The sequence below is a fragment of the Clostridium cadaveris genome, assembly GCF_020911725.1.
Classification (GTDB): domain Bacteria; phylum Bacillota; class Clostridia; order Clostridiales; family Clostridiaceae; genus Clostridium_X; species Clostridium_X cadaveris.
In genome coordinates, this window is sequence record NZ_CP076620.1 from 1,190,153 (window position 1) to 1,214,062 (window position 23,910).

The following is a 23,910-nucleotide window of genomic DNA, read 5'->3' on the forward strand; positions in this document are numbered from 1 at the left end:
TGACTTCTAGAATCAGATAAAAGAGTAAGACAAGAACTATTATGAAATGATATTCAATGTTGTTTTATGATAGTTCTATTATTTTCCTCTAAATATGATTTTGAAACGTGTCAAAATCAAAAACATAGAAAAATGTTGAAAATGAGGTTAATTTACGTTAAGAATAAGTAAAATAAAATGAAAACGCTAACAAATTTATTGACACGTTCCAAAATAGATGATAGGATTAAATCATAAAGTAGTTAACAAAAGGAGAAAACATATGGAATTAAGTGCTGGTGCAAAAAATTTGCATAAAAAATTAAAAGAAAACAAGGTGCTTATAGCAGCCCATAGAGGAACTAATGGTGGTAATGTTATACAGAATACTTTGATGGCTTATGAGACAGCAATGCAGCATGGGGCAGATTTAGTGGAAATTGATGTTATAATGTCAACTGATGGTGACTTTTATGCTTTCCACAATGGACAAGAAAAATATTTGTTAAGGGAAGATAGAGACATTAGAGATATGTCTTCTAAGGAAATTGATAAATGCAATTGTTATAACTCTGTTGGAGAGGTGTCAGGACAAAAGCTTGAAAGATTAGAATATGTTTTAGAAGGATTGAGAGATAGATGCTTTATCAATATAGATAGATCATGGTTTTATTGGAAAGAGATAATAGAATTTTTGAAAAAAGTTAATATGGATCATCAGATAATCTTAAAATCTCCTGTTGATAAAGAACTTTTACACATACTTCAAGAATCTAAATCACAAATTATGTACATGCCTATAGTAAAGAATATGGATGAGTGGAATTTAGTTAGAGAATATGATGTTAATTTAGTTGCAGCTGAACTTATATTTGAAACTCTTGAGTCTCCATTAGTTCAAAAAGAATTTATAGAAAAGCTACACGAAGCTGGAATTTTGGCATGGGTAAATGCTATCACATTAAATGATAGAATAGTATTGTCTGCAGGATTAGATGATGATAATTCTATAAAGAATAGTTACGATGAAAATTGGGGTAAGCTAATAGAGATGGGGTTTGATATGATTCAAACCGATTGGCCGGCTCTAATTAAAGAATATATATTAAGCAGATTTAATTAAGAGGATAAGAAGAGTAAAGGGGAGAGTAAAAATGAAAATGAAGAAGTTATTAACCTTAGTTTTAACAGCATCAATGGCATTATCGCTGGCAGCTTGTGGAAGCAAGAATGATGCAGCAGCAAATGAAGGAAAAGTTGACAAAAGCGAAAAATTATTAATTTACTCGAATTCAGCAGCAGATGGACGTGGAGAGTGGCTTACTGAATATGCTTCTAAAGCGGGATACAATATAGAAGTTGTAAACATACCAGGGGGAGAGCTTACTAATAGATTAATAGCTGAAAAGAATAACTCACAAGCAGACTTAGTTTATGGATTAAACACATTAGAATATGAAAAATTGAAGAAGGAAGAATTATTGTTTAAATATACTCCAACTTGGGCTAGTGAAGTTGATATGAAATTAGGAGATGCAGAAGGATATTACTATCCAATAGTTATACAGCCATTAGTATTAATGTATAATAAAGACTTAAAGGATGCTCCAAAGGATTGGACAGATTTAGTAGATCCAAAGTATAAAGATAAGTACAATATATTTGCATTAACTGGAGGTACTGCAAAGAACGTATTATCAAGTATATTAGTTCGTTATGCTGACCCTAAAGGAGAACTCGGAATTTCTGAAGAAGGATGGAAAGTAGCTAAAGCGTACATCCAAAATGCACACTTTGAAGTTAAAGGTGAAGATTATGTTGGAAATGTAATCGATGGTTCAAGACCAATGACAATGATGTGGGGAAGTGGTGTTCTTCAACATGAAAAAGAGCGTAATTACAAATTTGGTGTTATGTCTCCAGAAGTTGGCGTTCCATATGTAACTGAGCAGGTAGCAATAATATCTAAGAGTAAAAAGACAGCATTAGCTGAAGAGTTTGCTAACTGGTTTGGAAGTGCAGAAGTGCAAGCAGCTTGGTCTGAAAAGTTTGGATCAATACCAGCTCATCCAAAGGCTCTTGAAAAAGCATCTTCTGAAGTTAAAGAATTTATGGCGAAAGTACCTACTCCTCAATCAATTGACTGGGCTTTAGTTGCTGAAAATATAGATGCATGGGTTGAAAAAGTAGAATTAGAATTTGTAAAATAGTTATATTAATTGACGGTGCATATTAGTATGCACCGTTTTTAGAAAGGGATGTAACCATGATTGAATTTAAGAATATAGAAATTAAATACGGTAATTTTATAGCTATAAAAGATTTAAATTTACAAATTAAAGAAGGAGAGTTTTTTACATTCTTAGGTCCATCAGGATGCGGTAAAACAACAACTCTTCGTTCTTTGGTTGGTTTTCTAACTCCAAGTGCAGGTAAGATAATTGTGGATGATGTTGATATAACAGATAAGCCAGTAGAGAAAAGGGAGATAGGAATGGTGTTTCAAAGCTATGCTTTATTTCCAACTATGACTGTCTATGATAATATAGCATTTGGTTTAAAAGTCAAGAAACTTTCAAAAGATGAAATCAAAAAGAAAGTATATGAAGTTGCGAAAAAGATTGAAATCAATGAAACTCAGCTTTTTAGAAATGTTTCAGAACTTTCAGGAGGACAGCAGCAAAGAGTTGCACTAGCACGTGCAATTGTATTAGAACCTAAAATCTTATGCCTTGATGAACCTCTTTCTAACTTAGATGCAAAACTTAGAGTAGGGCTTAGGGGAGAACTTAAAAGGCTTCAAAAGAATTTAGGAATAACAACTCTTTATGTAACTCATGACCAAGAAGAAGCTCTTACTTTATCGGATAGAATAGCTGTATTTAATAATGGTTTTATAGAACAAGTGGGAACTCCGTATGAAATATATAACAATTCAGCATCGGAATTTGTATGCGATTTTATAGGTGATATAAATAGATTAGGAAGAGAGATTTTAAAGTATATAAATATAGAGTCAGAGAAAAAATTTGATGAGTCTAAGACGGCTTTTGTACGTATAGAAAGACTACTTACAGATAAGAAATTAGGTTTTATCGAGCTAAATGCAGTGGTAAAAGATTATGAATACAATGGAATACTAACTAAATATACTATAGAAGTTCTTGGAGAGACTATAAAATTCCTTGAGAAGAATGATGGAAGCGGTTTCCACGATATTGGTAAATCTATTGCCATATATGTGAATCCAAAAGATATTATGCAATTTTAATTGAGAAAGGAATGAATATATTATGGCAAATATGATTGAAAAGATTAAAAGAAAAGAGATCAATATTGGGTCATTAATTGTCAAGCTTATTCTTGTTTGGTTAATTATTGCATTTGTAATTTACCCTAATGTAAATTTATTAATATCGACTTTCTTTAAAAATGGAGAATTTTCTGTAGATGCTTTTGACAAGATAATGAAATCTGAGAGAGCTCTTAAAAGTCTTATGAACAGTTTTATCTTAGCTATATCAATGATATTCACTGTAAATATAGTAGGAACCTTAGTCGTACTTTTCACAGAGTATTTCGATATAAAGGGCTCTAAAATACTTAAGGCAGGATATATGACTTCATTAGTATATGGAGGAGTTGTTTTAGTAACAGGATATAAGTTTATTTACGGATCTAATGGGATTCTTACTAAATTTTTAGTTAATATATTTCCGACCATGAATATGGAATGGTTCCAAGGATATATGGCAGTAATTTTTATAATGACTTTTGCATGTACATCTAACCATATGATGTTTTTGACTAATGCAGTTAGAAGTCTTGATTATCACACTATTGAAGCGGCAAAAAATATGGGGGCAAAGGGTAGTCAGATATTCTTTAAGGTGGTACTTCCTACGTTAAAGCCAACACTTTTTGCTATAACAATACTGACATTCTTAACTGGACTTGGAGCTATGTCAGCACCCCTTATAGTAGGAGGAACTGATTTTCAGACAATAAACCCTATGATTATGACTTTTGCCAAAAGCTCATATTCTAGAGAGCTTGCAGCACTTCTTGCAATTATTTTAGGAATAGCAACTATAATATTACTTGCAATTTTAACTAAGGTTGAAAAAGGTGGAAACTATATTTCGGTTTCAAAGACAAAAGCTAAACTTACTAAGCAGAAAATAAATAATCCTATAATGAATGTTTTAGCTCATGTTATAGCATGGTTTTTATGGGTGATTTACATGGCACCTATAACATTAGTTGTATTATTTTCATTTTCAGATTCTCTTGCAATTAAAACAGGAACCTTATCTCTAAACTCATTTACATTAGAGAATTATAAGACTCTATTCACGCAGCAGAGTGCATTTCAACCCTATTTAGTGAGTTTTATTTACTCTTTAGTGGCAGCGGTTATTGTTGCAATAATTTCAATAATTGTAGCAAAATTTGTTCATAAGTCCAAGAAAAAGATAGATGCTGTTTTAGAAGGCAGTGTACTTATACCATGGCTGCTTCCTAGCACACTTATTGCTTTAGGACTTATGGTAACTTATGATTCACCTAAATGGATTATAGGAAATAAAGTTCTTATAGGTTCATATGTTATAATGCTTATAGCTTATGTAGTTGTAAAATTACCGTTTTCATATAGAATGATAAGGGCTGCTTTCTTTGGATTAGATGATAATTTAGAAGAAGCCGCAAAATGTATGGGAGCAAATACTTTTTATACAATGGTTAAGGTAATAATACCAGTAATACTTCCTGTTGTATTATCAGTAATTGTACTTAACTTTAATAGCATGTTGTCGGATTACGATTTATCAGTATTCTTATATAATCCGTTTCTTCAACCACTTGGTATAGTAATCAAAGCAGCCAGCGATGAGACAGCTACAACAAATGCTCAAGCTATGGCTTTTGTATATTCATGTGTGCTTATGATAATATCTTCTTTTGCTCTTTGGCTTACTCAAGGAGAGGGAATAGAAAAGATAAAGAATGTTTTCCGTAAAAGAGAAAAAGCAGTATAAAGCAAAATTATAAGGTTATATAGATACTTAAAAATGAAGTTTATTGAAATGTTAGATTTAATGATATAAAATTTAAATATGTGTGCTTGTTACTGTGCACATATTTAAATTTTTTTGTTTTAAAAAATATATGTGTATCATAGAAGGAAGTGGCGTATGGCAACGATAAAAGATATTGCAAAATTAGCTGGTGTTTCTCATGGAACTGTCTCAAACGTTTTAAATAAACGTGGGAATGTAAGTGTAGAGAAAATAAAATTAGTAGAAAATGCAGCTAAAGAATTAGGGTTTACTTTAAATGCTCAAGCTAAACAACTTAGAGCTTCACAATCAAATAGAGTTGCTGTAATTATTCCTGGAATTTATTTGAAGAGATACAATGATCTTTATATGAGTCTAAATAATGTACTTATTTCAGAAAGACATGAGGTCGATGTATTTTGTACCAATAATTTAATTCATGAAGAGGAACAAATTTTAGAAAAAGTTTTAGCTTTTAACCCTAAGGCAGTAGTTATAGTGAGCTCTATGAAAAAAAACACCATTATAAATAGAAATTCAGAAGTAAAATTCTATTTTGTAGAACGCATGGTGGAGAAATTACCAAAGAAATCAAAATTTATATCCTTTGACTTTATAAAGGCAGGACATGATATTGCAAAATTATGTATAAAAAATAAACCAGATAATGTAGCATTTTTTTGTGGAGATACTAGATTTACGGAAAATAAGCAGTTTATGCAGAGTGCCGTGGATGAAATGGAGCAAAGAGGAATACCTTACGATGTTTTTAGAGCTGATGACTCAATGGGATTTAATGTAGCTTTCGATATAATGTTTTCTGAAAAAGAATATGATGCTATAATAACCACTAATATCGAAAATGTCGATTACTTTAAGGCTATAAAAGAATTTAATCCAGAAAAGAAAATGCCAGCAGTATATACTCTTGCAAGTTCTTCTATAGGGCCCGTTCCAAAGGTTTTTAAATATGAAATGAATTATAAGCTTATGGGACGCATGATAGCAAATGATATTTTATTTGAGAATGAAAAGAAAAAAACTGTGTTTTCTGATAAAATGATTTTAAACAATGATGGATTTTATATGCCTGTTTCTAAAAAAATAGCAAAGAAAGATGAAGAATTAAAGGTTCTTATGCTTAAAAGTCCTACTTGTGCTGCTTTAAAGAAACTCATACCGAGCTTTACAATGGAAACAGGAATTAAAGTTAAATTGATAGATATGCCATATGATGAACTTTATGGAAGTGTAAAGGATAATGTAGATCATCCTATATATGATATTTTAAGAATGGACGTAGTATGGCTTTCACAATTTAATGAGAACTTATTTATGCCTCTTAATATTGAAAATGAAGTCATCAAGGATATAAAAAAATCATTTTCAAAGAGTATTCCTGAAGACTATTTTTCTGTTAACGGAATCACATATACACTACCTTTTGATCCTAGTGTTCAGATGCTATATTATAGGAAAGATTTGTTTGAAGATGCTCTTATAAAGAGGGAATTTTATGAGACGTATAAAAGGCAGCTTGACGTGCCTGAAAACTATAAAGAATATATGGAAGTAGCAAAATTCTTTACAAGAAAATTCAATGCTAATTCACCAACAGAGTTTGGGGTATCCCAAGTTTTTGGTGCTCCTGTTGCAGCTGCATGTGATTTTATGCCTCAGTTTAAAGCTATGAAAGGAAGCATTTTTGATGAAAATCATAGGGTCAATATAGACACTCCTATAATGAAAAAAGCTATGTTAAATTATATTGAAGCAAATAAATATGCAGATGGTTACACAAATTTATGGTGGGTAAATCCTATAGAGCAGTTTTCAAAGGGGAAGATTGCAATGAATGTATTTTTCTCAAATCATGCAGCTAATATACTGCATAATCCTGACTCTAAGGTTATAGGGAAAATAGGTTTTGCCCAAGTTCCAGGAAAGCAGCCTCTTTTAGGCGGAGGAGTAATAGGGATTTCAAAGGATACGAAAAAAGAAGCTGAATGTTATGAATTTTTGAAGTGGATTTATAGAGACAAGATAGTCTCAATAATAACTTATCTTGGAGGTTACATTAACAATGAAAGGCTACTTGATAAGATAGATATTCTAGAGCTCTATCCTTGGATTGAAGGAATGGAAGAAGGTTTTAGAATAGGAAGCAGATTTCAATGTGATGATAACTCTAAGTTTGACGAATATAAGTTTGAAGAAATTATAGGAAAGGCAATTCGCTCTACAACGCTAGGAGTTGTAAACATAAATGATGCTTTAAAAGAAGCTCAGCTTGAAGTAGACAAATTATTTAATTCTAAGAGCATTTAACTATAACTTTAAATTAAAAGTTATTAAAAATAAATATTAAGAATTCCATTTAATTAATTTACAAAAATTAAGAAAATGGAATTTTTTTTATAAACCTAAGGACTTCACTTGAATAATGGAAGTAAATGGAGCATAATAAACAAAGAGAAAAGGAAGTAAATAATAAAGTTTTATATATGCAGATATGGAGGATTTAAGTGATACTACGTAATAATATATTTAGAAAAAAAGATAAATTATTTTCTTTAAAAGACGAAGAAGAAAAAATTTTTGAAGAACAGTTTAATATCATACGATCCAATACATTATTATTAAAATCTCATGAATTCATACAGCATGGAAATACATCTTGTTTGCTTCATAGTATTGCCGTAAGCTATTATAGTTTAGTTTTGATGCAGATTTTACATGCAAAATGTGATAAAAAGAGCCTTATAGTAGGTTCGTTACTTCATGATTATTTTCTATATGATTGGCATGAAAAGGACTCATCCCATAGATTACATGGATTTTTTCATCCTAAAAAAGCATATATGAATGCATGTCGGGATTATCATGTAAATTGTGTTGAAAAGGATATTATAATAAGGCATATGTTTCCATTAACAATAGTACCGCCACGATATAAGGAAAGCATTATTGTGTGCATTGTAGACAAGGGATGTTCTATTTATGAGACTTTTAAAACTGATCCATATAGAAAATTATATATTAAATGGATAAACCTTAGCTAGAAAGCGTATTTTGATTAATGTTAATATATTTAAGGAGAAGAGGTTGAAATGAGTAGCGAAATGATAACTTTGTATAATTATATTCTTTGGTTTTTATTTTATAGTTTTGTGGGATGGGTGTATGAAAGTATATTATGCTCTGTAGATGAAAGGAAGTTGATTAATAGAGGTTTTCTAAATGGGCCATACTGTCCTATTTATGGTTCGGGGGCTATTGCCATGATAGTATGTCTTAGATCACAAACTAATATTATAACTATATTTTTATTAGGTGCATTGCTTGCATGTACTATTGAATATATAACATCTTGGGTTCTTGAAAAACTGTTTCATGCGAGATGGTGGGATTATACACCAAGAAAGTTTAACATAAAGGGTAGAATTTGTTTGATTGGAGCAGTAGTATTTGGACTTTTTTCTGTTTTTCTAATCAAGATTGTACATCCATACATAGTTGAGTGGACATATAAAATTCCTACATATATCAGAGTGAATATAACTTTAGCTTTAAGTGTACTTATAATGATAGATTTTGTGATTACTGTAATTAATATAGTTAAATTTAATGAAAAATTACATCAAGCTCAAATTGAGATTAATACCTTTATAAAGGAATCCATTGACCGTGCTGAAGAGGTGAAGAAGACTATCGAAGAAACAATACCTAAGGCTGGCGAAATAAAGAAAATTATTCAAGAAACAATACCTAAAGCTGGTGAAGTTAGAAAAGTTCTCGAAGAATCTTTTGAGGGATCAGCAGCTTATGCTGACAAAGTGAAAAAGTCAATTGAAGAGAATATTAAAAATAACAAATCAAATGAGTACATAAAAGCATTGGTAAAGAAACTAAACTATCAAGAAAAGCATATTCTTAAAACTTTTCCACATTTTAAATCTACTAAGTATAGTGAAACTTTAGAAAAGCTAAAGGAAGCTATAAAGAGAAAAATATAAAAAATTGCTACAAATTTTTGTAGCAATTTTTTATAATGTTTAGTTTTCAGTTAAATGTCAAAGATTTCTACTTGGAGTTTTTCCAATCTTCTGCGTATTGAGCAAATAATTCATTTATAGCTTTGCCTATTTCAGCATATTGATCATCATATAGATTTGCAAAAGATATACGTATAGACCACTTAGGTCCATTAAAGCCTCCGCAATTTAATAAAACTATATGGTATTTTTCTGCTAGTTCGAATAAGAATTCAAGCGGATCACGGTTTTTTTGAAGGTATTGTGCAAATTCTTCACCATAAGATAATCTAGCCCAGACCAGCATATCGTATTCATTGTAGTATGAAGCTGAATATGGGTCTTTTTCCTTCATTGGTAGGCCTGTTAGGTTGTTATATACCATTTTTTTACGTCTAAAGCATATATCTTTTGTTTGTTGTTTGTAAGTATCATTGCTATCTAATAAGGCGAACATTGAAAATATAGCCATTTGAACTTGTTGAGGAGTAGACAATCCAGCAGTGTGATTTAATGCTACCTGTCTACTATCAGCAACAATTCTATCTATAAATGTAATTTCTTCAGGGTTAGTAGTAAGAGAGCTATATCTGTCTATCAAATCGTCTTTAGCTTCTTTGGGAAGTTCGGAGATTAATTTGTTAAATATATTTTCCTTTGATAATGCTATGACACCAAGTCTCCATCCTGTAACTCCAAAGTATTTAGAGAAGGAGTAAACACCAAGAGTATTATAGGGTATAGTAACCATAAAGGATTTAAAGTTATTTGTAAAAGTACCATAAACATCGTCTGTTACTATCATTAAATTAGGATTTTTTTCTTTAACTATATTTTTAATATAATCCATAGATTCATCATCTATAGCTACTGATGGAGGATTGCTGGGATTAACTACACATAAAAGTTTGATGTTTGGGTCGGCAAGTTTGTCGAGTTCTTCTTTAGGGTATTGCCAACTATGACGACCATCTTTATCTAATTTTGAAGCATGGATTTCAGTAACATTAAATTCATATCTTGATAAATGAGGAATCTCTAAATATGGAGTGAAAATTGGAACCATTAACGCAATATTAGATTCCTTTTCTAATAGATGATTTGCCATAAGAGAGTCAAAAATATAGCACATTGCAGCAGTGCCGCCTTCTACAGCAAATAAATCGTGAGTTGGATTTTCAGAAATAACTCCGCCCATTTCTCTAATTAAGTAATCATGAACTACTTTTTCTATATGTATAAGCATGCGGTCAGGCACAGGGTAATTGTCACCGATAATTCCATCTACTAATTCAAATAACCAAGCATCTGGATCAAACTTATATTTTTCAATTCCGTATTTTACTATTTCCATAAGTAAGTTTAAGCCCGGGGCCTTTTTGTGAGTTAAACAATAATCTTCAAATCTATCAGCAATACCTTCTTTTTCTGGCATACCAGCTAAATCACCGTCATTCCACACTCTCTTAGTTTCTGAAACTGCAAAGTGTCCTAGCGTAAAGAATGCATCTCTTGGAGTAGAGGCAGTCCAGTTAGGGTTTCCTCTGCCTGCATTAAGGAATATCTCTACTCCTTTCATTTCGTGGTCTGTTGCAAGGCTTATAAGTTTATCTTTTAACTCAAAAGGACTAAGATATTTTACTTCTTCTATAAGTTTTTTGAATTTTTCATAAGAACTTGTCATAGTTATTATCCTCCTGAAAATAAATTTTATTTTATCTAAGCGAAGAAAAGTATTAGTACATAACTCAAAACAGTAAGAATAGTATTTCCTATTATCTTAATGTGTACAAAACATAATAAAAAAATTACATAAAAAATTATAAAAAATAACTATATTAAATACGATTATTATAAAATCACTTTAATATAGTTACTTTCTGAAGATTAATAATGAAATGAATTATAGAAATCTCCTTTTTTATTTATCATATTATTTATTTGAGCAAAAGGAATTTTAAAAGTTATAAATCCAGCAGAATATGGACCTATTTCGTAAGGTGGAAAATAAATGTATAGATTGTTATCATCTACATAAAAATCCTGATTCATATTTATGCCTTTGAAAGATCCTTTAAATACGTATGAATATTCAGGATCTGTTTCAATGATTTTTTCTATTATCTTATCTAATTCAGAAGTCCAGTAAACTCCGCCCATAAATAAATCGCCTAAAGTATAGAATTTACCTGTGACTAAATCTATACTTGGAGTTTTCATTGATGGCATTCCATGAGCAGCACCTAAAGGATAGTAATATCCCATCATATTCAGAATTAGCAAATCTTTTTTATAATATTGTATATCAAAATTTCCTGTATAATCATAATCCAATACATCAGTTTTGCTTATTAATGAGTCTTGAGGATTCCCATCTTTTCCATAAGGAATGAAATAAGACATTTTTTTAAATTTTATATTTACAGAATTTTGAGATTTTCTATTCTTCATACCGTATACTGAGGGATAGTATATTAGATAGTTGATATTAGGCTTATATTTTTCTTTTAATACACTATAGTTTTGACTTAAAGGAATTACATCATTAGGTTTGTATATTATTTTACCGGCTTTGTCTAGATAGTAAGGAGAATAGTCTATATTAGCGTAAATTATATTGTTTTTTAGAGAAAGTGTACCGTTGCCTGTTACAGAAGGTAGAGATCTCACTTGAGAGCCAGATTTATCTATAAAAAAAGTATATTCATTATCTGAAACATAGGATAGACCATTTTCAAAATTTCCAACCTCAAGGTATATAAATGGTGATAATATATTTCCTTTGTTATCTCCGATGGCATAGATGCTTCTTTGAGCATATTTATCTTCACCTATTCCCATTCCAAGGGCAACTCTATCTTCTCCTAGAATTTTTATATCGCTGAATAAAGGCTGAAAGATGTACTTACCTGTTAAATCTATGACACCATAAGGACCATTAAAATCAGAAGACTCACTCACTATTGCCATATTGTTTTTAAAGCCTTGAGCTTCAGTGAAAGTCGGTTTAATTACAACATGTCCTTTCTTATTGATGAAACCATAAGGCCCTTCTAAGGTATTAGAAAATACCATAAGTCCATCTCCATATAAGGCAACATAAGGATAATTATAGCTTTGGACAACATGTCCTTTTTTATCTATTAAAGCATAGAGATTATTATTTAATTTTACTAAGGCTGAATCTTCTTTAAAGTTATCAGCTGATAAGTATTGGGGTGATATAACCTCATTACCATCCATATCAATATAACCATATTTTGAGCTGTAATCTGATGAAATATTTGAAACTAGAGCCATTTCATTGCTGTAATCGGAAATAAAGCTGTATTTTTTCTTAGTAAGAATCTTCCCCTTTTCATTCATTACCCCCATATAATTATCCATATTGAATATAGCTCTCATTTCTTTAAAATCATTTATTTCATCATAAATAGGAGTTAGAACAAACTCACCTTCTGTATTTATTAAACCAGCCTTATTGTTGTAATATACTATGGCTAGATTCTCAGAATTAAAGTCATAAGCTCTTGAAAACTTAGGATAAATTATCATCTTTCCTGCAAGATTAATATAGCCATAAAAAGAGCCGTTACTTGTATTTTTTAATGCTGGAAACAGTTTGGGTTCTAGTTTGTGATTATCTTTAGTAGAGCTTGATTTTTCATGTCTTTTTGAACTCATATTAAATCTCCATCAAATTATTACTACTAATCAATATATGCGGCATAGAATAATGGTGGACATAAATTTACAAATATGAATATTTTATGTTTATAATAAGAGCAGATTTAATCTTTAAATTTTTTTTAGATATTATATAATATTAGTTATAGTATATTTTAGTGGAGGGTTAGTTTTTATGAATAATGCATTAACTGAAGAAAATATAAAAAAATTAAAAGAAGAATTAGAATATAGAATGACAGTTAAAAGAGCGGAGATAGCAAAAGAAAAGATGATTGCTGCAGCTCATGGAGATAGATCGGAAAATGCAGAGTATAAGGAAGCTTGCGCAAATTATAGAGAAAATGATAATAGAATCCAGTACTTAATGACTATGATCTCAACAGCAACTGTTATAGAGGACAATAAGAATGATAAATCTGTTCTTGGGGTTAATAGCAAGGCTAGAATAAGATTTGTAGAAGATGATGATGAAGATGAAGTAACTTTAGTTACAACTTTAGATTTGGACCCTGAAAATATGCATATAAGCATAGAATCAGATTTAGGAAAAGCATTATATGGTAAAAAAGTTCATGATATAGTTGAAGTAAATGCTCCAGCTGCAAAATATAGTGTAGAGATACTAGAAATATTATAAATAATATAAATAAACTTCATATGCATATAGCTATGGAGTTTATTTATGCAAAAATATTATATTATAATGAATAGTTTCGAACAATAATGTATAATTAAAGTGAAATGTACATAAAAGGGAGAAAAGATATGAAGGGAAAACTGGTAATTTTTGCTAGATTGATTTTTGGATTTATACTATGTTCAAGCTCTACAGTGTTTATGTTAAACTCTAATTTGGGGTTATCTCCATGGGATGTTTTCCATCAAGGATTATCTATTTTAACGGGAATAACTATAGGACAAGCAAGCATATTGATAGGAATATTGTTCGTATTTTTAGGAATGTTATTTGGTCAGAAACTAGGTTTTGGAACTATACTAAATATGATTTTAATAGGACAGTTTATAGATATAATAATATATATAGATATAATTCCAAAAGCATCTAGTGTTTTTATGGGTATTATAATGATGATAATTGGGATGCTTATAATGGGGTTTGGATGTTATTTTTACATGGGATGTGGATTGGGTTGCGGACCTAGAGATGGGGTTATGGTTGCCTTGAGCATAAAGCTAAACAAACCAATAAAATATGTAAGATCAAGTATGGAAGTAATGGTACTAATTATAGGATATTTTTTAGGCGGTAAAGTAGGGATGGGAACTTTTATATCTGCACTATTTTTAGGTTATAGCCTTCAGACTGTATTTAAATTTAGAAATTTCAATCCGGAAGAGGTAAATCATAAATCTATTGTAGAAAGTTTGGGTTTTTTTAAGTAGAGAAATTATAAATAAATAATTGTAATATTAAACTTGTATAATTATGGTATAATAAATTAAAAAGGGCGTGATTTTCAGGTGAAAGTAGTAAAAAAAGATCATAGAGAAGAAAGTTTTCAATTAGAGAAACTAGAAAGAAGCATTGAAAATTCAGCAAGAGATATAAAACTAGAGCTTAATAAGTCAGACCTTAAACTAATATCTAGAAGTGTTTTAAAGAAGATTACAATGATACATGGAGCTGATGGAAAAACAAGTAGTTATGAAATTATTGGAGTTACAGTAAATGTTTTAAAAGAGGATAAATTTGATATAATAATTCCTAGTTATTTAAATTTAATATAGGAGAAGAGTAGATTCAAAAAATACACATACGTATTAAGAAGAACATTTATTTAAGAGCAGTTAAAGATGCAAATTTAAAAATTTCATAAACAGTACAAGTAACATAAAAGGGGATGTCGCATTAGTAAATTTTAATTACTAATATGACATCCCTATATTATAGAATTTACTTTCTAATATATGCTACAACTATAGCTCCAGGACCTATGTGAGTTCCTATAACTCCGCCTATAGGATAAGACTTTGTGTCTGTTAATCCATATTTTTCATCAGCTTTTACTTTTAACTTATCACAGTTTTCACCTATATATGTATATCCATAATATACAGGCATAACAGGATCAATACCTGTAGAATTATCCATGAAATTTAAAATTGATTTTATTCCTCCATTAAGGCCACGAGCTTTATCTATAACTTCTATAGCTCCATCTTTAAGTGTTATTACTGGTTTTATTTGTATCATTGAACCTACCACAGCAGCACCTTTTGACAATCTTCCGCCTTTATATAAGTATTTTAAAGTATCAACCATAGCCCATAAATCAATTCGTGTACGTGCCTCTGATATTATCTCGTAAATTTCAAGAGCTGTCTTTCCTTCATCTCTAAGCTTTACAGCGTATTCAACAAGTATACGGAGTCCAACCACTGCCTGAAAGGAATCTATAAGATAGATATCGTCATACTCACAAGTTTCTTTTGCTATATGAGCTGATTGAAGTGTTCCGCTAAGCTTACTAGATATTCCTATATATACAACGCTGTCTTTGCATTTTTTTGCATCATTAAATATGTTTAAGAAATCATTTGGTGATGGCTGACTTGTGAAAGGAAATTCATCCGCATTTTTAAGTTTTTCATAGAACTCATCAAAACTTAAATCTATATCTTGTATATAAACTTTATCTTTAAAGGATATTTTGAGAGGAGCAATTTCAATATTAAGTTTTTTTGCCTCTTCATAAGTTATATCTGCTGCTGAATCTGTTACTATTCTTATCATTTATGATCATCTCTCTTTCTTATTCAATTAGTTTGATTATTTTGTTGATCATTTCATCAAGCTTATTTACTTCTTCTTCGGTAAAGTTCTCCTTTATCTTGTCTAGCATCATGGAATTATCTTCATCATTTAAACCATAATAATCAGTGAATTTATTTGTTAATTCTAATCTGATTTCTCTTCTATCGTCAGGAGACATGATTTTTTTCACATAGCCCTTTTTAGCAAGACTATTTATCTTATAGTTAGCATTAGGAAGAGATATATTTAAGTAGTTTGCAAATTCAGATATAGTTGGGTGGTTCAGTAGAAATATTATTTCTGCATAGAAATTCTCTGTAGTATTAAGTCCATTATCTTTTAAACTTGTATCTTGAAGCACCTTTTTATAATATTTAGTTCTAAATATCAAATATAAATGCTCAAAACTTTTATCTAACATGATAAAACATCCCCCACTAATTAAAATAATTTAATTAAAATTTTTTAATTAAATTATTTTAATAATATACTTAACTTAGGAATTTGTCAACTGAGATTTAAGATTATGAAAGATGAGCATAATAATTAAGAAGATTACAAAAGGTGGTGATTAGTGATACAATAAATTTATTGTCCTGTATGGTCAAAATATTTTATGATAAGTGAGAAGTTATATGGAAAGTTTAAAATTAGAAAAGTCAATTAAAAAATTAGATAGAGAGATAGATGCATTAAGAGTTGCATCTAAATACCTATCCAATAAGGAAGAAATAGAGGAAGTTAGAAAGAGCTTAAATAGCAAAAGACAAACTTTGGCAGATGAGCTTTATTATAATGATAACAAAAATTATCTTGAATGTTGTGAATTTATGAGAAAGTTGTTAGACAGAGAGTTAGATAAAGCTGAACAGAAGGGACTTCTTGATAAGATAAGAGAGACTTTTGGAAGAACGTATCCCAATGTTTCAAAAGAAGCCAATGGACTTAATGCATGGCTTAGAGAACTTGATATTGAATATGTATGGAATGATGAATCAGAAGGTGACTGGGCAACTTTAACTATCACTGGATTTGCGCCACATAATATTTAGAATGCAGAAGCATGGATGTTTTAATATATCCATGCTTTTGTGTTGTAGTGATTAAATAATTTATGGTTACCTTATGTTTTTTTACAAGATATAAGGAGACAAAAAAAAAAACATATGTTATAATGATGTAAATGATAAATTTGGTAACTATGTAAGTCGGGAGGAGATTTATATGAAGAATAAATTTTGGGTTAAAATATTAGTTTGTCTAATTATATTAATTATTTTTTTAAAGGTTCCAACAATGCTTGCTAAGCCCAAAAGAATATGGGATAAAGAATTTAATAAAGGAAGTAATATAAAAATTGAAGCTTTAAATAATGAAGATACGGAAAAATTAAATAAGCTCTGTAAGATATGGGGTTTTACAAAATATTATCATCCTAAGATAGTGGATGGATCAGTGAATTGGGATTATGAACTATTTAGAGTTATGCCTAAGATTCTGAAAGCTGAAAATACTAATGAAGTAAATGAGGTATTGTATACATGGATAAATAACCTAGGAGAATTTCAAAAAGGAAACTATGATGATTCTAAGGAGATTAAAGTAAAGGCTGATACAGACTGGATAGAAGATAAAAAGTATTTAGGAGAAGACTTAAGCTCTCTCATGGTGAATCTTTCAAAAACTTATATAACTGAGAGGGAGAAAGGTTATGTAAATTATAAGCATGAGGCTGTAAAGTCTAATTTTGATATGGAAGAAGCCTATCCGGATATGAAATATGATGATGATGGTTTTAAACTTTTAAGTCTTTTTAGATATTGGAACATAATTCAATATTATAACCCTTATAGAGATGTTATGGGAGAAGACTGGAATGAAGTCTTAAATGAATTTATACCTAAATTCTTAAACTGTGATGATGAACTAAGTTATAAGCTCACAGTAGCTGAATTAACTGCGAGAATTCATGATTCCCATGCTTCGCTTATGGATGAAAGAAAAGTTTTATTTGATTATTTTGGAAGAAATACAATTCCAGTTAGGTTTGCAGTTGTTCAAGAAAAAATAATTGTTACTGAAAAAATTGAGAAATATAAAATGGAATGTAACCTTGAACCTGGAGATATAATCTTAAAAGTTGATGGCAGAGACATATTTGATTTAATAAAAGAGAAATCTAAATATATAGCACGTTCGAGAGACGAAGTCTTAGTTAACAACTTTCAGACAAAACTATTCGGAACAAATAAAGAATCCCTAATGATAACAATAGATAGAGATGGAGAAATATTCGATAAAGAAGTAAAATGTCACAATATAGATATGTTTAAATTTAGCGGAGAGTCACATAAACTTATAGATGGAAATATAGGATATATAAATCCAGGACTTTTGAAAAAAGGTGAGATAGATAAAATTATGACAGAGTTCATGAATACTAAAGGGCTTATAATTGATTTGAGATACTATCCATCAGATTTTATAACCAAAAGCTTAGCGGAATATCTGCTTCCTCAGGAAGAGGTATTTGCAAGAATAACCATGCCTAATAGAGCAATACCTGGAGAATTTATATTCATGGAAGATCAAAAATCAGGAAAGGATAATAAGGATTATTACAAAGGTGAAGTTATAATAATAAATAATGAATGCACTCAAAGTAATGCAGAGTTTACAACTATGTCTTTTAGAAATTCTCCTAATTCTCTAGTTATAGGGGAAAATACTATTGGTGCGGATGGTGATGTAGCTTATTTTAAGCTTCCAGGAGGTATAACTACGGTTATGACAGGACTTGGAGTGTATAATCCAGATGGATCAGAAACTCAGAGAGTAGGGTTAACACCAGATGTTTATATTAAGCCTACCATAGAGGGGATAAGAGAAGGACGAGATGAGCTCCTAGAAAAATCAATAGATCTTATAAAAGAATAAGAACTATTGGTAAATTGGTTACTTTAAAGTGCCTAATTGATAACAATAATCACAGATGTTATATTAACCTTAACAAAAGGACATGAAAATTTGCTTTGATATATATTGAAAATAAGTTAAGGAGTGATAAATATGAAGAAATATGATGCAGTGATAATAGGGTTTGGAAAAGGTGGAAAAACTTTAGCTGGATACTTAGGGAAATTAGGTAAAAAGGTAGCTTTAATAGAAAAATCAAAATATATGTATGGAGGAACATGCATAAATGTTGGATGTATACCAACCAAATCTTTAGTATATAAAGCTAAAGTAGGTTTATATAACGAAGAAAAAACGTTTGAAGAAAAGGCAAAATACTATAAAAGCGCTATAGAAGAAAAAGCAAAGCTTACATCAGCTTTAAGAGAGAAAAATTTTAATATGCTAAATGACAATGAAAATATAGATATATATAATGGAGTAGCTTCTTTTGTATCTAATACTCAAGTTAAAGTTTCAAAAGAAGATGGAGATGTGGTTATAGAAGGGGAAAAGATATTTATAGATACAGGATCTAAAACTATAATACCAAATCTTCCAGGAATTAAAGAAAGTAAAAGAATATATACAAGTACTACAATAATGGAACTTAAGGAATTGCCCAAACATTTAGTTATTGTAGGAGGGGGATATATAGGACTTGAGTTTTCATCAATTTACTCAGAATTCGGGTCTAAAGTTACTGTACTTGAAACTGCTGATGGTATTGCTAAAAGAGAAGATAAAGATGTAGCAGAGGTTATAAGAAAGGTATTAGAAAATAAAGGAGTATCTTTTGTGACAAATTCCCAGGTTAAATCTTTCCGAGATAAGGAAGAAAATGTTGTTGTTTCATATTTAAATAAAGTGTCCAATGAACTTAAGGAAATAGAGGCAGATGCAGTATTGGTTGCTATAGGAAGAAGACCTAATACAGATGAATTAAATTTATCTGCAGCTGGAGTTGAAGTAACTGATAGAGGAGCAATAGCTGTAGACAAAACATTAAAGACTAGCGCAGAAAATATATGGGCCCTTGGGGACGTTAAAGGTGGATTACAATTCACATATATTTCTTTAGACGATTTTAGAATAGTAAAAGATAATTTATTTGGAGAAAGAAAAAGAAGTACGGATGATAGAGAGATAGTACCTTATTCAGTCTTTATCGAACCAACTTTATCAAGAGTAGGATTAAGTGAGGAAGAAGCATTAGCAAGGGGATATGATATAAAAGTTGCAAAGCTTCAGGCAGCGGCTATTCCAAGAGCAAAAGTTATAGAAGAGACTGATGGATTAATGAAGGCAATAGTGGATGCAAAGACAAATAAAATATTAGGATGTACACTTTTATGTGCAGAATCAAGTGAAATAATAAACACAGTAAGTGTTGCTATGAAAGCAAATGAAGATTATACTTTCCTAAGAGATAATATATTCACTCATCCAACTATGAGTGAAGCTTTAAATGATTTATTTTCACTAATATAGGGGGTTAATTATGTATAACGTAGACGAAATCATGTATGAATGTCCAGTGGAGGCTTTATCAAATATATTGGGCAAAAAATGGGTAGCAGTTATAATTTGGACTATGCAAGATCAAAAGATGAGGTTTGGAGAATTACAAAGAGCTATAGAAGGATGTAGTAAAAAAATGTTAACCCAGCAGTTAGAGTTATTAATGGATAATCAAATCATAGTTAATGAAAAGAAAGTCTTAAATAATTCGGTGGAGTCTACGTATTACTTAAGTGAATCAGGATTGACACTTTTACCTATCATGGGAAAAATGATAGAGTGGAGTAATGATAACTTATCTTGTGATAGATACTACTAATTATTAAATTTAGAGGAGAATATAATGGAAAATATAAATTTATTTATTGTGTTTGTCGAAGGAATACTATCGATATTTTCGCCGTGTATACTGCCGATACTGCCTATTTATTTAAGCATGCTATCTAACAGTACTATAAGTGATATGCGAGAAGCAAAGTTTAGCAGCAGCCTGCTTATGAAGAATACTATATTCTTTGTATTAGGAATATCAACTACTTTCTTTATCTTAGGATCATCCATAAATGCGTTGAGTTCATTTTTCAATACTAATAAGAGTCTTATAATGATTATAGGAGGACTTATAATTATATTTATGGGGTTATTCTATATAGGTATAATTAAATCATCTTTATTAAGTAGAGAAAAGAGATTTAATATGGAATCTAAAAACATGACGCCTCTGTCATCTTTTATATTAGGTTTTACTTTTAGTTTTGGATGGACTCCGTGTATAGGTCCAATCCTTGCATCAGTTCTTATAATGGCCTCAAGTTCTCAAAATTCATTAACGGCAAATCTGCTTATCTTGATTTACACTTTAGGCTTTATACTGCCATTTATAATCGCATCATTATTCTATAGCAAATTATTTAGAAGGTTTGATAGTGTAAAAAATCATATGGATACGATAAAAAAGGTAAGTGGAATAATAATAATTGCCGCAGGAGTGATAATGCTTGTAAATGGCTTTGGAGGTATTAAAAATATGAACAATTCAGCAAAAGATAGTTCATCTCAAAATAATATAAGTTCAAAGAGTAGTGAAAATAAGGAAAATCCAAAGAAGGAAGAAGAGAAAAAGAAGGTTCCAGCACCTGATTTTACATTATATGATAAGTATGGAAACAAACATAGCCTTAGCGAATACAAAGGTAAAACTATATTTTTGAATTTCTGGGCAACATGGTGTCCACCTTGTAGAGGAGAGATGCCTGATATAGAAGAAATCTATAAGGAATATAATGAAAATAAGGAAGATGTGATAATACTAGGAGTTGCTTCACCAGATACACCAAGAGAAGGATCAAAAGATGACATAAAAGACTTTTTAGATAAGAATGGATATACCTTCCCAGTAGTGTTTGGAGAAAAAGACTCAATGTTGTACAAATATAGCATAAGTTCATTCCCTTCAACATTTATAATCGATAAAGAAGGTTATGTAAAACAATATGCTAGAGGTGCTATGAGCAAGAATACTATGAAAAAACTTATAGAAAGTGCAAAGTAAAATTTGCAATAGAGAATATAAAGCCACGTAGACAAAACTGCGTGGTTTTATAATTTTAAAGTTTATTTGCGATCTTAAAAAATATAAGATGTAAAGTATAAATCAAAGGTATTGTACATTTTGTAATATATTCCCTGATTGTTGTATACTATTTATAGTATATATAATATTAGGAGGCTTATGAGTGGAGGAGAGAATATATAAGAAATGGAAAAGAATAACTTCAACTCTCTTTGTAATATCTATAGTTGGAACTTTTATAATACCATATTTACCAAATGAAGCTGTACTTAAAAATAGTATTGCTATGCAGACGAGCTTATTAAGTAATAGTTTAATTATTTTTATATGCATAGTTATTGCTAATAAGAAGCTTCATGGAATTTATAATACTTTTAATATAGGGATAGGAAAAGGAATTGAAGGGTATACAGAAGGACTTCTTATTGGAATAGTGATGTTTATTTTAGTTACTGCAGGAATTTATTTTACGGGGAATGCAGAAGTTGAATCTTTAAATGTACAGTCTACAGGATTAGAGGCTGTTCCATATATACTTATAATGTTTACAGGATGGATAGTACAAGGAGCGAGTGAGGAATTTTTGGTTAGAGGTATTATAATGAAATTTCTATCTACAAAAATAAATATATTTCTATCTGTACTATTGTCATCAATATTGTTTGCAGCTTTGCATCTAGGAAATAACTCTATAGGAGTTTTGGCACTAATAAACCTTACTCTTTTTGGGATAGTTATGGGATTATATGTGATAAAAACAAATGACATATGGGGAGCTTGTGGAATTCATACAGCATGGAATTTCATGCAAGGAAATATATTTGGATTTGAAGTAAGTGGAATAAATGTACCTACAGGAACTTTGATTGATTTAAATACTTCGGGCAGTGGCTTTATAAGTGGAGGAGCGTTTGGACCGGAGGCAGGAATAATATGTACAATAGTGATTTTGATAGTTATAGAAGTATTGATATATCAAATTTTTACGGATAAGCAATGTTTGTGTATATTTAAAAAAACTTAATAAAGTTGCAATTAGAAGGTATTGATAAAATAATATAGGCGTTAAAACATATGTATAGAACAATTGTAGTGAATCTTTTGTCCATTGATGAAGGTTCTAACTACAATTGTTTTTTTATGTGTTTGAATATTAAATGGAAAATAAAAATTTGTTTCTATTGACAAAATATTCTATATAATATAAAATTTATTTAGATAGATATAGAAACAAAATACAAAATATAATTTTGTATTTATAAAAAAGGAGTGGTAAATATGGATTTTATAAATGCAATTCCTAATTTGGTTAAGGGATTTGAAATGAAAAAAGGATCGATTATATTACTAAACTTTTGGGGAGAAAATAGAGATTTAGATATATTAGATAAGTTTGCAGTAGAAATTGTTAAGGAGGGAGGAATACCAATAAGATATCAACATTCAAGGGAATTAAATAAAAAATATTTTGAAGAAGCGTCAGAAGAGAGCCTAGACTTTCCGGATAAGTTTTTTGAAATCTTTAAAGTATCAGATGTTGTGATTGATATATTAATGTATACTCCAGCTCCGCATAAGGATTTTCCAAGGGATAAAATAACCTATTATAAAAAGTATATGAGAAAACTATTTAATTCTCTTATCGAAGGAAAAGATTTATTTATTCAAGTAAGGGTACCAACTAAGGAAAATGCTATGGAAGAAGATATAGATTATTCAGTTTATGAAGATGCAATATGTGCCGGTATAAGTATAGATTTTAATAAGCTTAAAAAAGAATGTGTAGAATTAGTAGATAATCTGAGCGAGAAAAAAGAAGTTACTATTTTTACAGAAGACGAAAATGAACTTAAATTTAGTGTGGAAAATAGAAAGTGGTATAAAGACGATGGTACAGGGGATATACCTTGTGGTGAAGTTTACATTGCACCAGTTGAAGAAAGTGCAAATGGAACAATACTAATTCCAAAGATAACATTAATGGGAAGAAGGTTTTCAAATGTTTTTATGGAATTTGAAAAAGGAAGGCTTATTAAATGTTCATTAAGAGAATTAGAGGAATTTATTAAAAAATTTCATGGAAATAGTGATATCATTGGAGAGTTTGGTGTTGGATTAAATGAAAACATTAAAGAACTTATAGGATGTAATGTTATAGATGAAAAATGTAGAGGAACAGCCCATATAGCAATAGGAATGAATGAGATGTTTGGTGGAAAGAATTCATCAGACCTTCATATGGATTTTGTATTTAAGCCTATAAAGATAGAGATAGATGGGAATGTCTTTATGGAAGGTTCAAAGATTTTATATTTAGATTAA

The 23,910-nt window shown here is 30.1% G+C and carries 21 protein-coding genes; 17 read left to right on the forward strand and 4 right to left on the reverse strand.

Annotation, left to right across the window (positions count from 1 at the left end):
- Nucleotides 1-262: 262 nt before the first annotated feature.
- From KQH81_RS05470 to KQH81_RS05500, 7 genes are all read left to right on the forward strand, one after another.
- Complete coding sequence (locus KQH81_RS05470; RefSeq protein ID WP_027639639.1) at nucleotides 263-1,102, forward strand: glycerophosphodiester phosphodiesterase family protein; 840 nt, start codon at nucleotides 263-265, stop codon at nucleotides 1,100-1,102.
- Between the two features lie 31 nt (nucleotides 1,103-1,133).
- On the forward strand, nucleotides 1,134-2,189 hold the full coding sequence (locus KQH81_RS05475; protein ID WP_027639640.1) for an extracellular solute-binding protein: 1,056 nt from the start codon (nucleotides 1,134-1,136) through the stop codon (nucleotides 2,187-2,189).
- A gap of 56 nt (nucleotides 2,190-2,245) precedes the next feature.
- A complete protein-coding gene (locus tag KQH81_RS05480) occupies nucleotides 2,246-3,250 on the forward strand; it encodes an ABC transporter ATP-binding protein (protein WP_027639641.1) in 1,005 nt (334 codons plus the stop codon).
- A 22-nt stretch (nucleotides 3,251-3,272) separates the two neighbouring features.
- Nucleotides 3,273-5,018, forward strand: coding sequence for an ABC transporter permease (locus KQH81_RS05485; protein WP_230029056.1), 1,746 nt, complete (start codon nucleotides 3,273-3,275; stop codon nucleotides 5,016-5,018).
- A gap of 156 nt (nucleotides 5,019-5,174) precedes the next feature.
- Nucleotides 5,175-7,367: an extracellular solute-binding protein gene (locus KQH81_RS05490; protein WP_099336244.1), complete on the forward strand. Its 2,193-nt coding sequence runs from the start codon at nucleotides 5,175-5,177 to the stop codon at nucleotides 7,365-7,367.
- 197 nt (nucleotides 7,368-7,564) lie between these two features.
- Nucleotides 7,565-8,101 carry an HD domain-containing protein gene (locus KQH81_RS05495; protein ID WP_206153036.1) on the forward strand — a complete coding sequence of 179 codons (537 nt, stop codon included), beginning with the start codon at nucleotides 7,565-7,567 and terminating at the stop codon, nucleotides 8,099-8,101.
- Nucleotides 8,102-8,149: 48 nt separating this feature from the next.
- On the forward strand, nucleotides 8,150-9,055 hold the full coding sequence (locus tag KQH81_RS05500) for a putative ABC transporter permease (RefSeq protein WP_207654106.1): 906 nt from the start codon (nucleotides 8,150-8,152) through the stop codon (nucleotides 9,053-9,055).
- Nucleotides 9,056-9,122: 67 nt separating this feature from the next.
- Here KQH81_RS05500 and aspD read toward each other — a convergent pair whose 3' ends face one another.
- Nucleotides 9,123-10,757 carry an aspartate 4-decarboxylase gene (gene aspD / locus KQH81_RS05505; RefSeq protein WP_230029057.1) on the reverse strand — a complete coding sequence of 545 codons (1,635 nt, stop codon included), beginning with the start codon at nucleotides 10,755-10,757 and terminating at the stop codon, nucleotides 9,123-9,125.
- Between the two features lie 203 nt (nucleotides 10,758-10,960).
- On the reverse strand, nucleotides 10,961-12,757 hold the full coding sequence (locus KQH81_RS05510; protein WP_178311436.1) for a WG repeat-containing protein: 1,797 nt from the start codon (nucleotides 12,755-12,757) through the stop codon (nucleotides 10,961-10,963).
- 178 nt (nucleotides 12,758-12,935) lie between these two features.
- Between KQH81_RS05510 and greA the strand changes: the two genes are divergently transcribed.
- The 3 genes from greA to KQH81_RS05525 all read left to right on the forward strand — a co-directional run bounded on the left by greA (nucleotide 12,936) and on the right by KQH81_RS05525 (nucleotide 14,512).
- Entirely contained in the window at nucleotides 12,936-13,400 is a 465-nt protein-coding gene (gene greA, locus KQH81_RS05515; protein WP_099336241.1) for a transcription elongation factor GreA, read from the forward strand.
- 128 nt (nucleotides 13,401-13,528) lie between these two features.
- Nucleotides 13,529-14,167, forward strand: coding sequence for a YczE/YyaS/YitT family protein (locus KQH81_RS05520; RefSeq protein ID WP_027639648.1), 639 nt, complete (start codon nucleotides 13,529-13,531; stop codon nucleotides 14,165-14,167).
- 78 nt (nucleotides 14,168-14,245) lie between these two features.
- On the forward strand, nucleotides 14,246-14,512 hold the full coding sequence (locus KQH81_RS05525) for an ATP cone domain-containing protein (protein WP_027639649.1): 267 nt from the start codon (nucleotides 14,246-14,248) through the stop codon (nucleotides 14,510-14,512).
- 166 nt (nucleotides 14,513-14,678) lie between these two features.
- Here the strand turns inward: KQH81_RS05525 and KQH81_RS05530 are convergent, their stop codons facing one another.
- Together KQH81_RS05530 and KQH81_RS05535 are read right to left on the reverse strand one after the other, a co-directional pair.
- Entirely contained in the window at nucleotides 14,679-15,518 is an 840-nt protein-coding gene (locus KQH81_RS05530; protein WP_230029058.1) for a DegV family protein, read from the reverse strand.
- Between the two features lie 19 nt (nucleotides 15,519-15,537).
- Nucleotides 15,538-15,960: a MarR family transcriptional regulator gene (locus KQH81_RS05535; protein WP_027639651.1), complete on the reverse strand. Its 423-nt coding sequence runs from the start codon at nucleotides 15,958-15,960 to the stop codon at nucleotides 15,538-15,540.
- Between the two features lie 214 nt (nucleotides 15,961-16,174).
- On the opposite strand from KQH81_RS05535, the gene KQH81_RS05540 reads away from it, so the two are divergent.
- The 7 genes from KQH81_RS05540 (at nucleotide 16,175) to KQH81_RS05570 (ending at nucleotide 23,910) form a co-directional block, all read left to right on the forward strand.
- The gene (locus KQH81_RS05540) at nucleotides 16,175-16,591 is read left to right on the forward strand and encodes a hypothetical protein (protein WP_099336240.1); all 417 of its coding nucleotides are present in this window, start codon (nucleotides 16,175-16,177) and stop codon (nucleotides 16,589-16,591) included.
- A gap of 172 nt (nucleotides 16,592-16,763) precedes the next feature.
- Nucleotides 16,764-18,476, forward strand: a complete 1,713-nt coding sequence (locus tag KQH81_RS05545) for a S41 family peptidase (protein ID WP_099336239.1) — start codon at nucleotides 16,764-16,766, stop codon at nucleotides 18,474-18,476.
- A gap of 132 nt (nucleotides 18,477-18,608) precedes the next feature.
- On the forward strand, nucleotides 18,609-19,985 hold the full coding sequence (locus KQH81_RS05550; RefSeq protein WP_099336238.1) for an FAD-dependent oxidoreductase: 1,377 nt from the start codon (nucleotides 18,609-18,611) through the stop codon (nucleotides 19,983-19,985).
- Nucleotides 19,986-19,995: 10 nt separating this feature from the next.
- A complete protein-coding gene (locus KQH81_RS05555) occupies nucleotides 19,996-20,334 on the forward strand; it encodes a winged helix-turn-helix transcriptional regulator (RefSeq protein ID WP_027639655.1) in 339 nt (112 codons plus the stop codon).
- A 24-nt stretch (nucleotides 20,335-20,358) separates the two neighbouring features.
- A complete protein-coding gene (locus KQH81_RS05560) occupies nucleotides 20,359-21,567 on the forward strand; it encodes a cytochrome c biogenesis protein/redoxin (RefSeq protein ID WP_230029059.1) in 1,209 nt (402 codons plus the stop codon).
- A 184-nt stretch (nucleotides 21,568-21,751) separates the two neighbouring features.
- The gene (locus tag KQH81_RS05565; protein ID WP_230029061.1) at nucleotides 21,752-22,612 is read left to right on the forward strand and encodes a CPBP family intramembrane glutamic endopeptidase; all 861 of its coding nucleotides are present in this window, start codon (nucleotides 21,752-21,754) and stop codon (nucleotides 22,610-22,612) included.
- Nucleotides 22,613-22,866: 254 nt separating this feature from the next.
- Nucleotides 22,867-23,910 (forward strand): aminopeptidase, encoded by a 1,044-nt coding sequence (locus KQH81_RS05570; RefSeq protein WP_099336236.1) that lies wholly within the window; start codon nucleotides 22,867-22,869, stop codon nucleotides 23,908-23,910.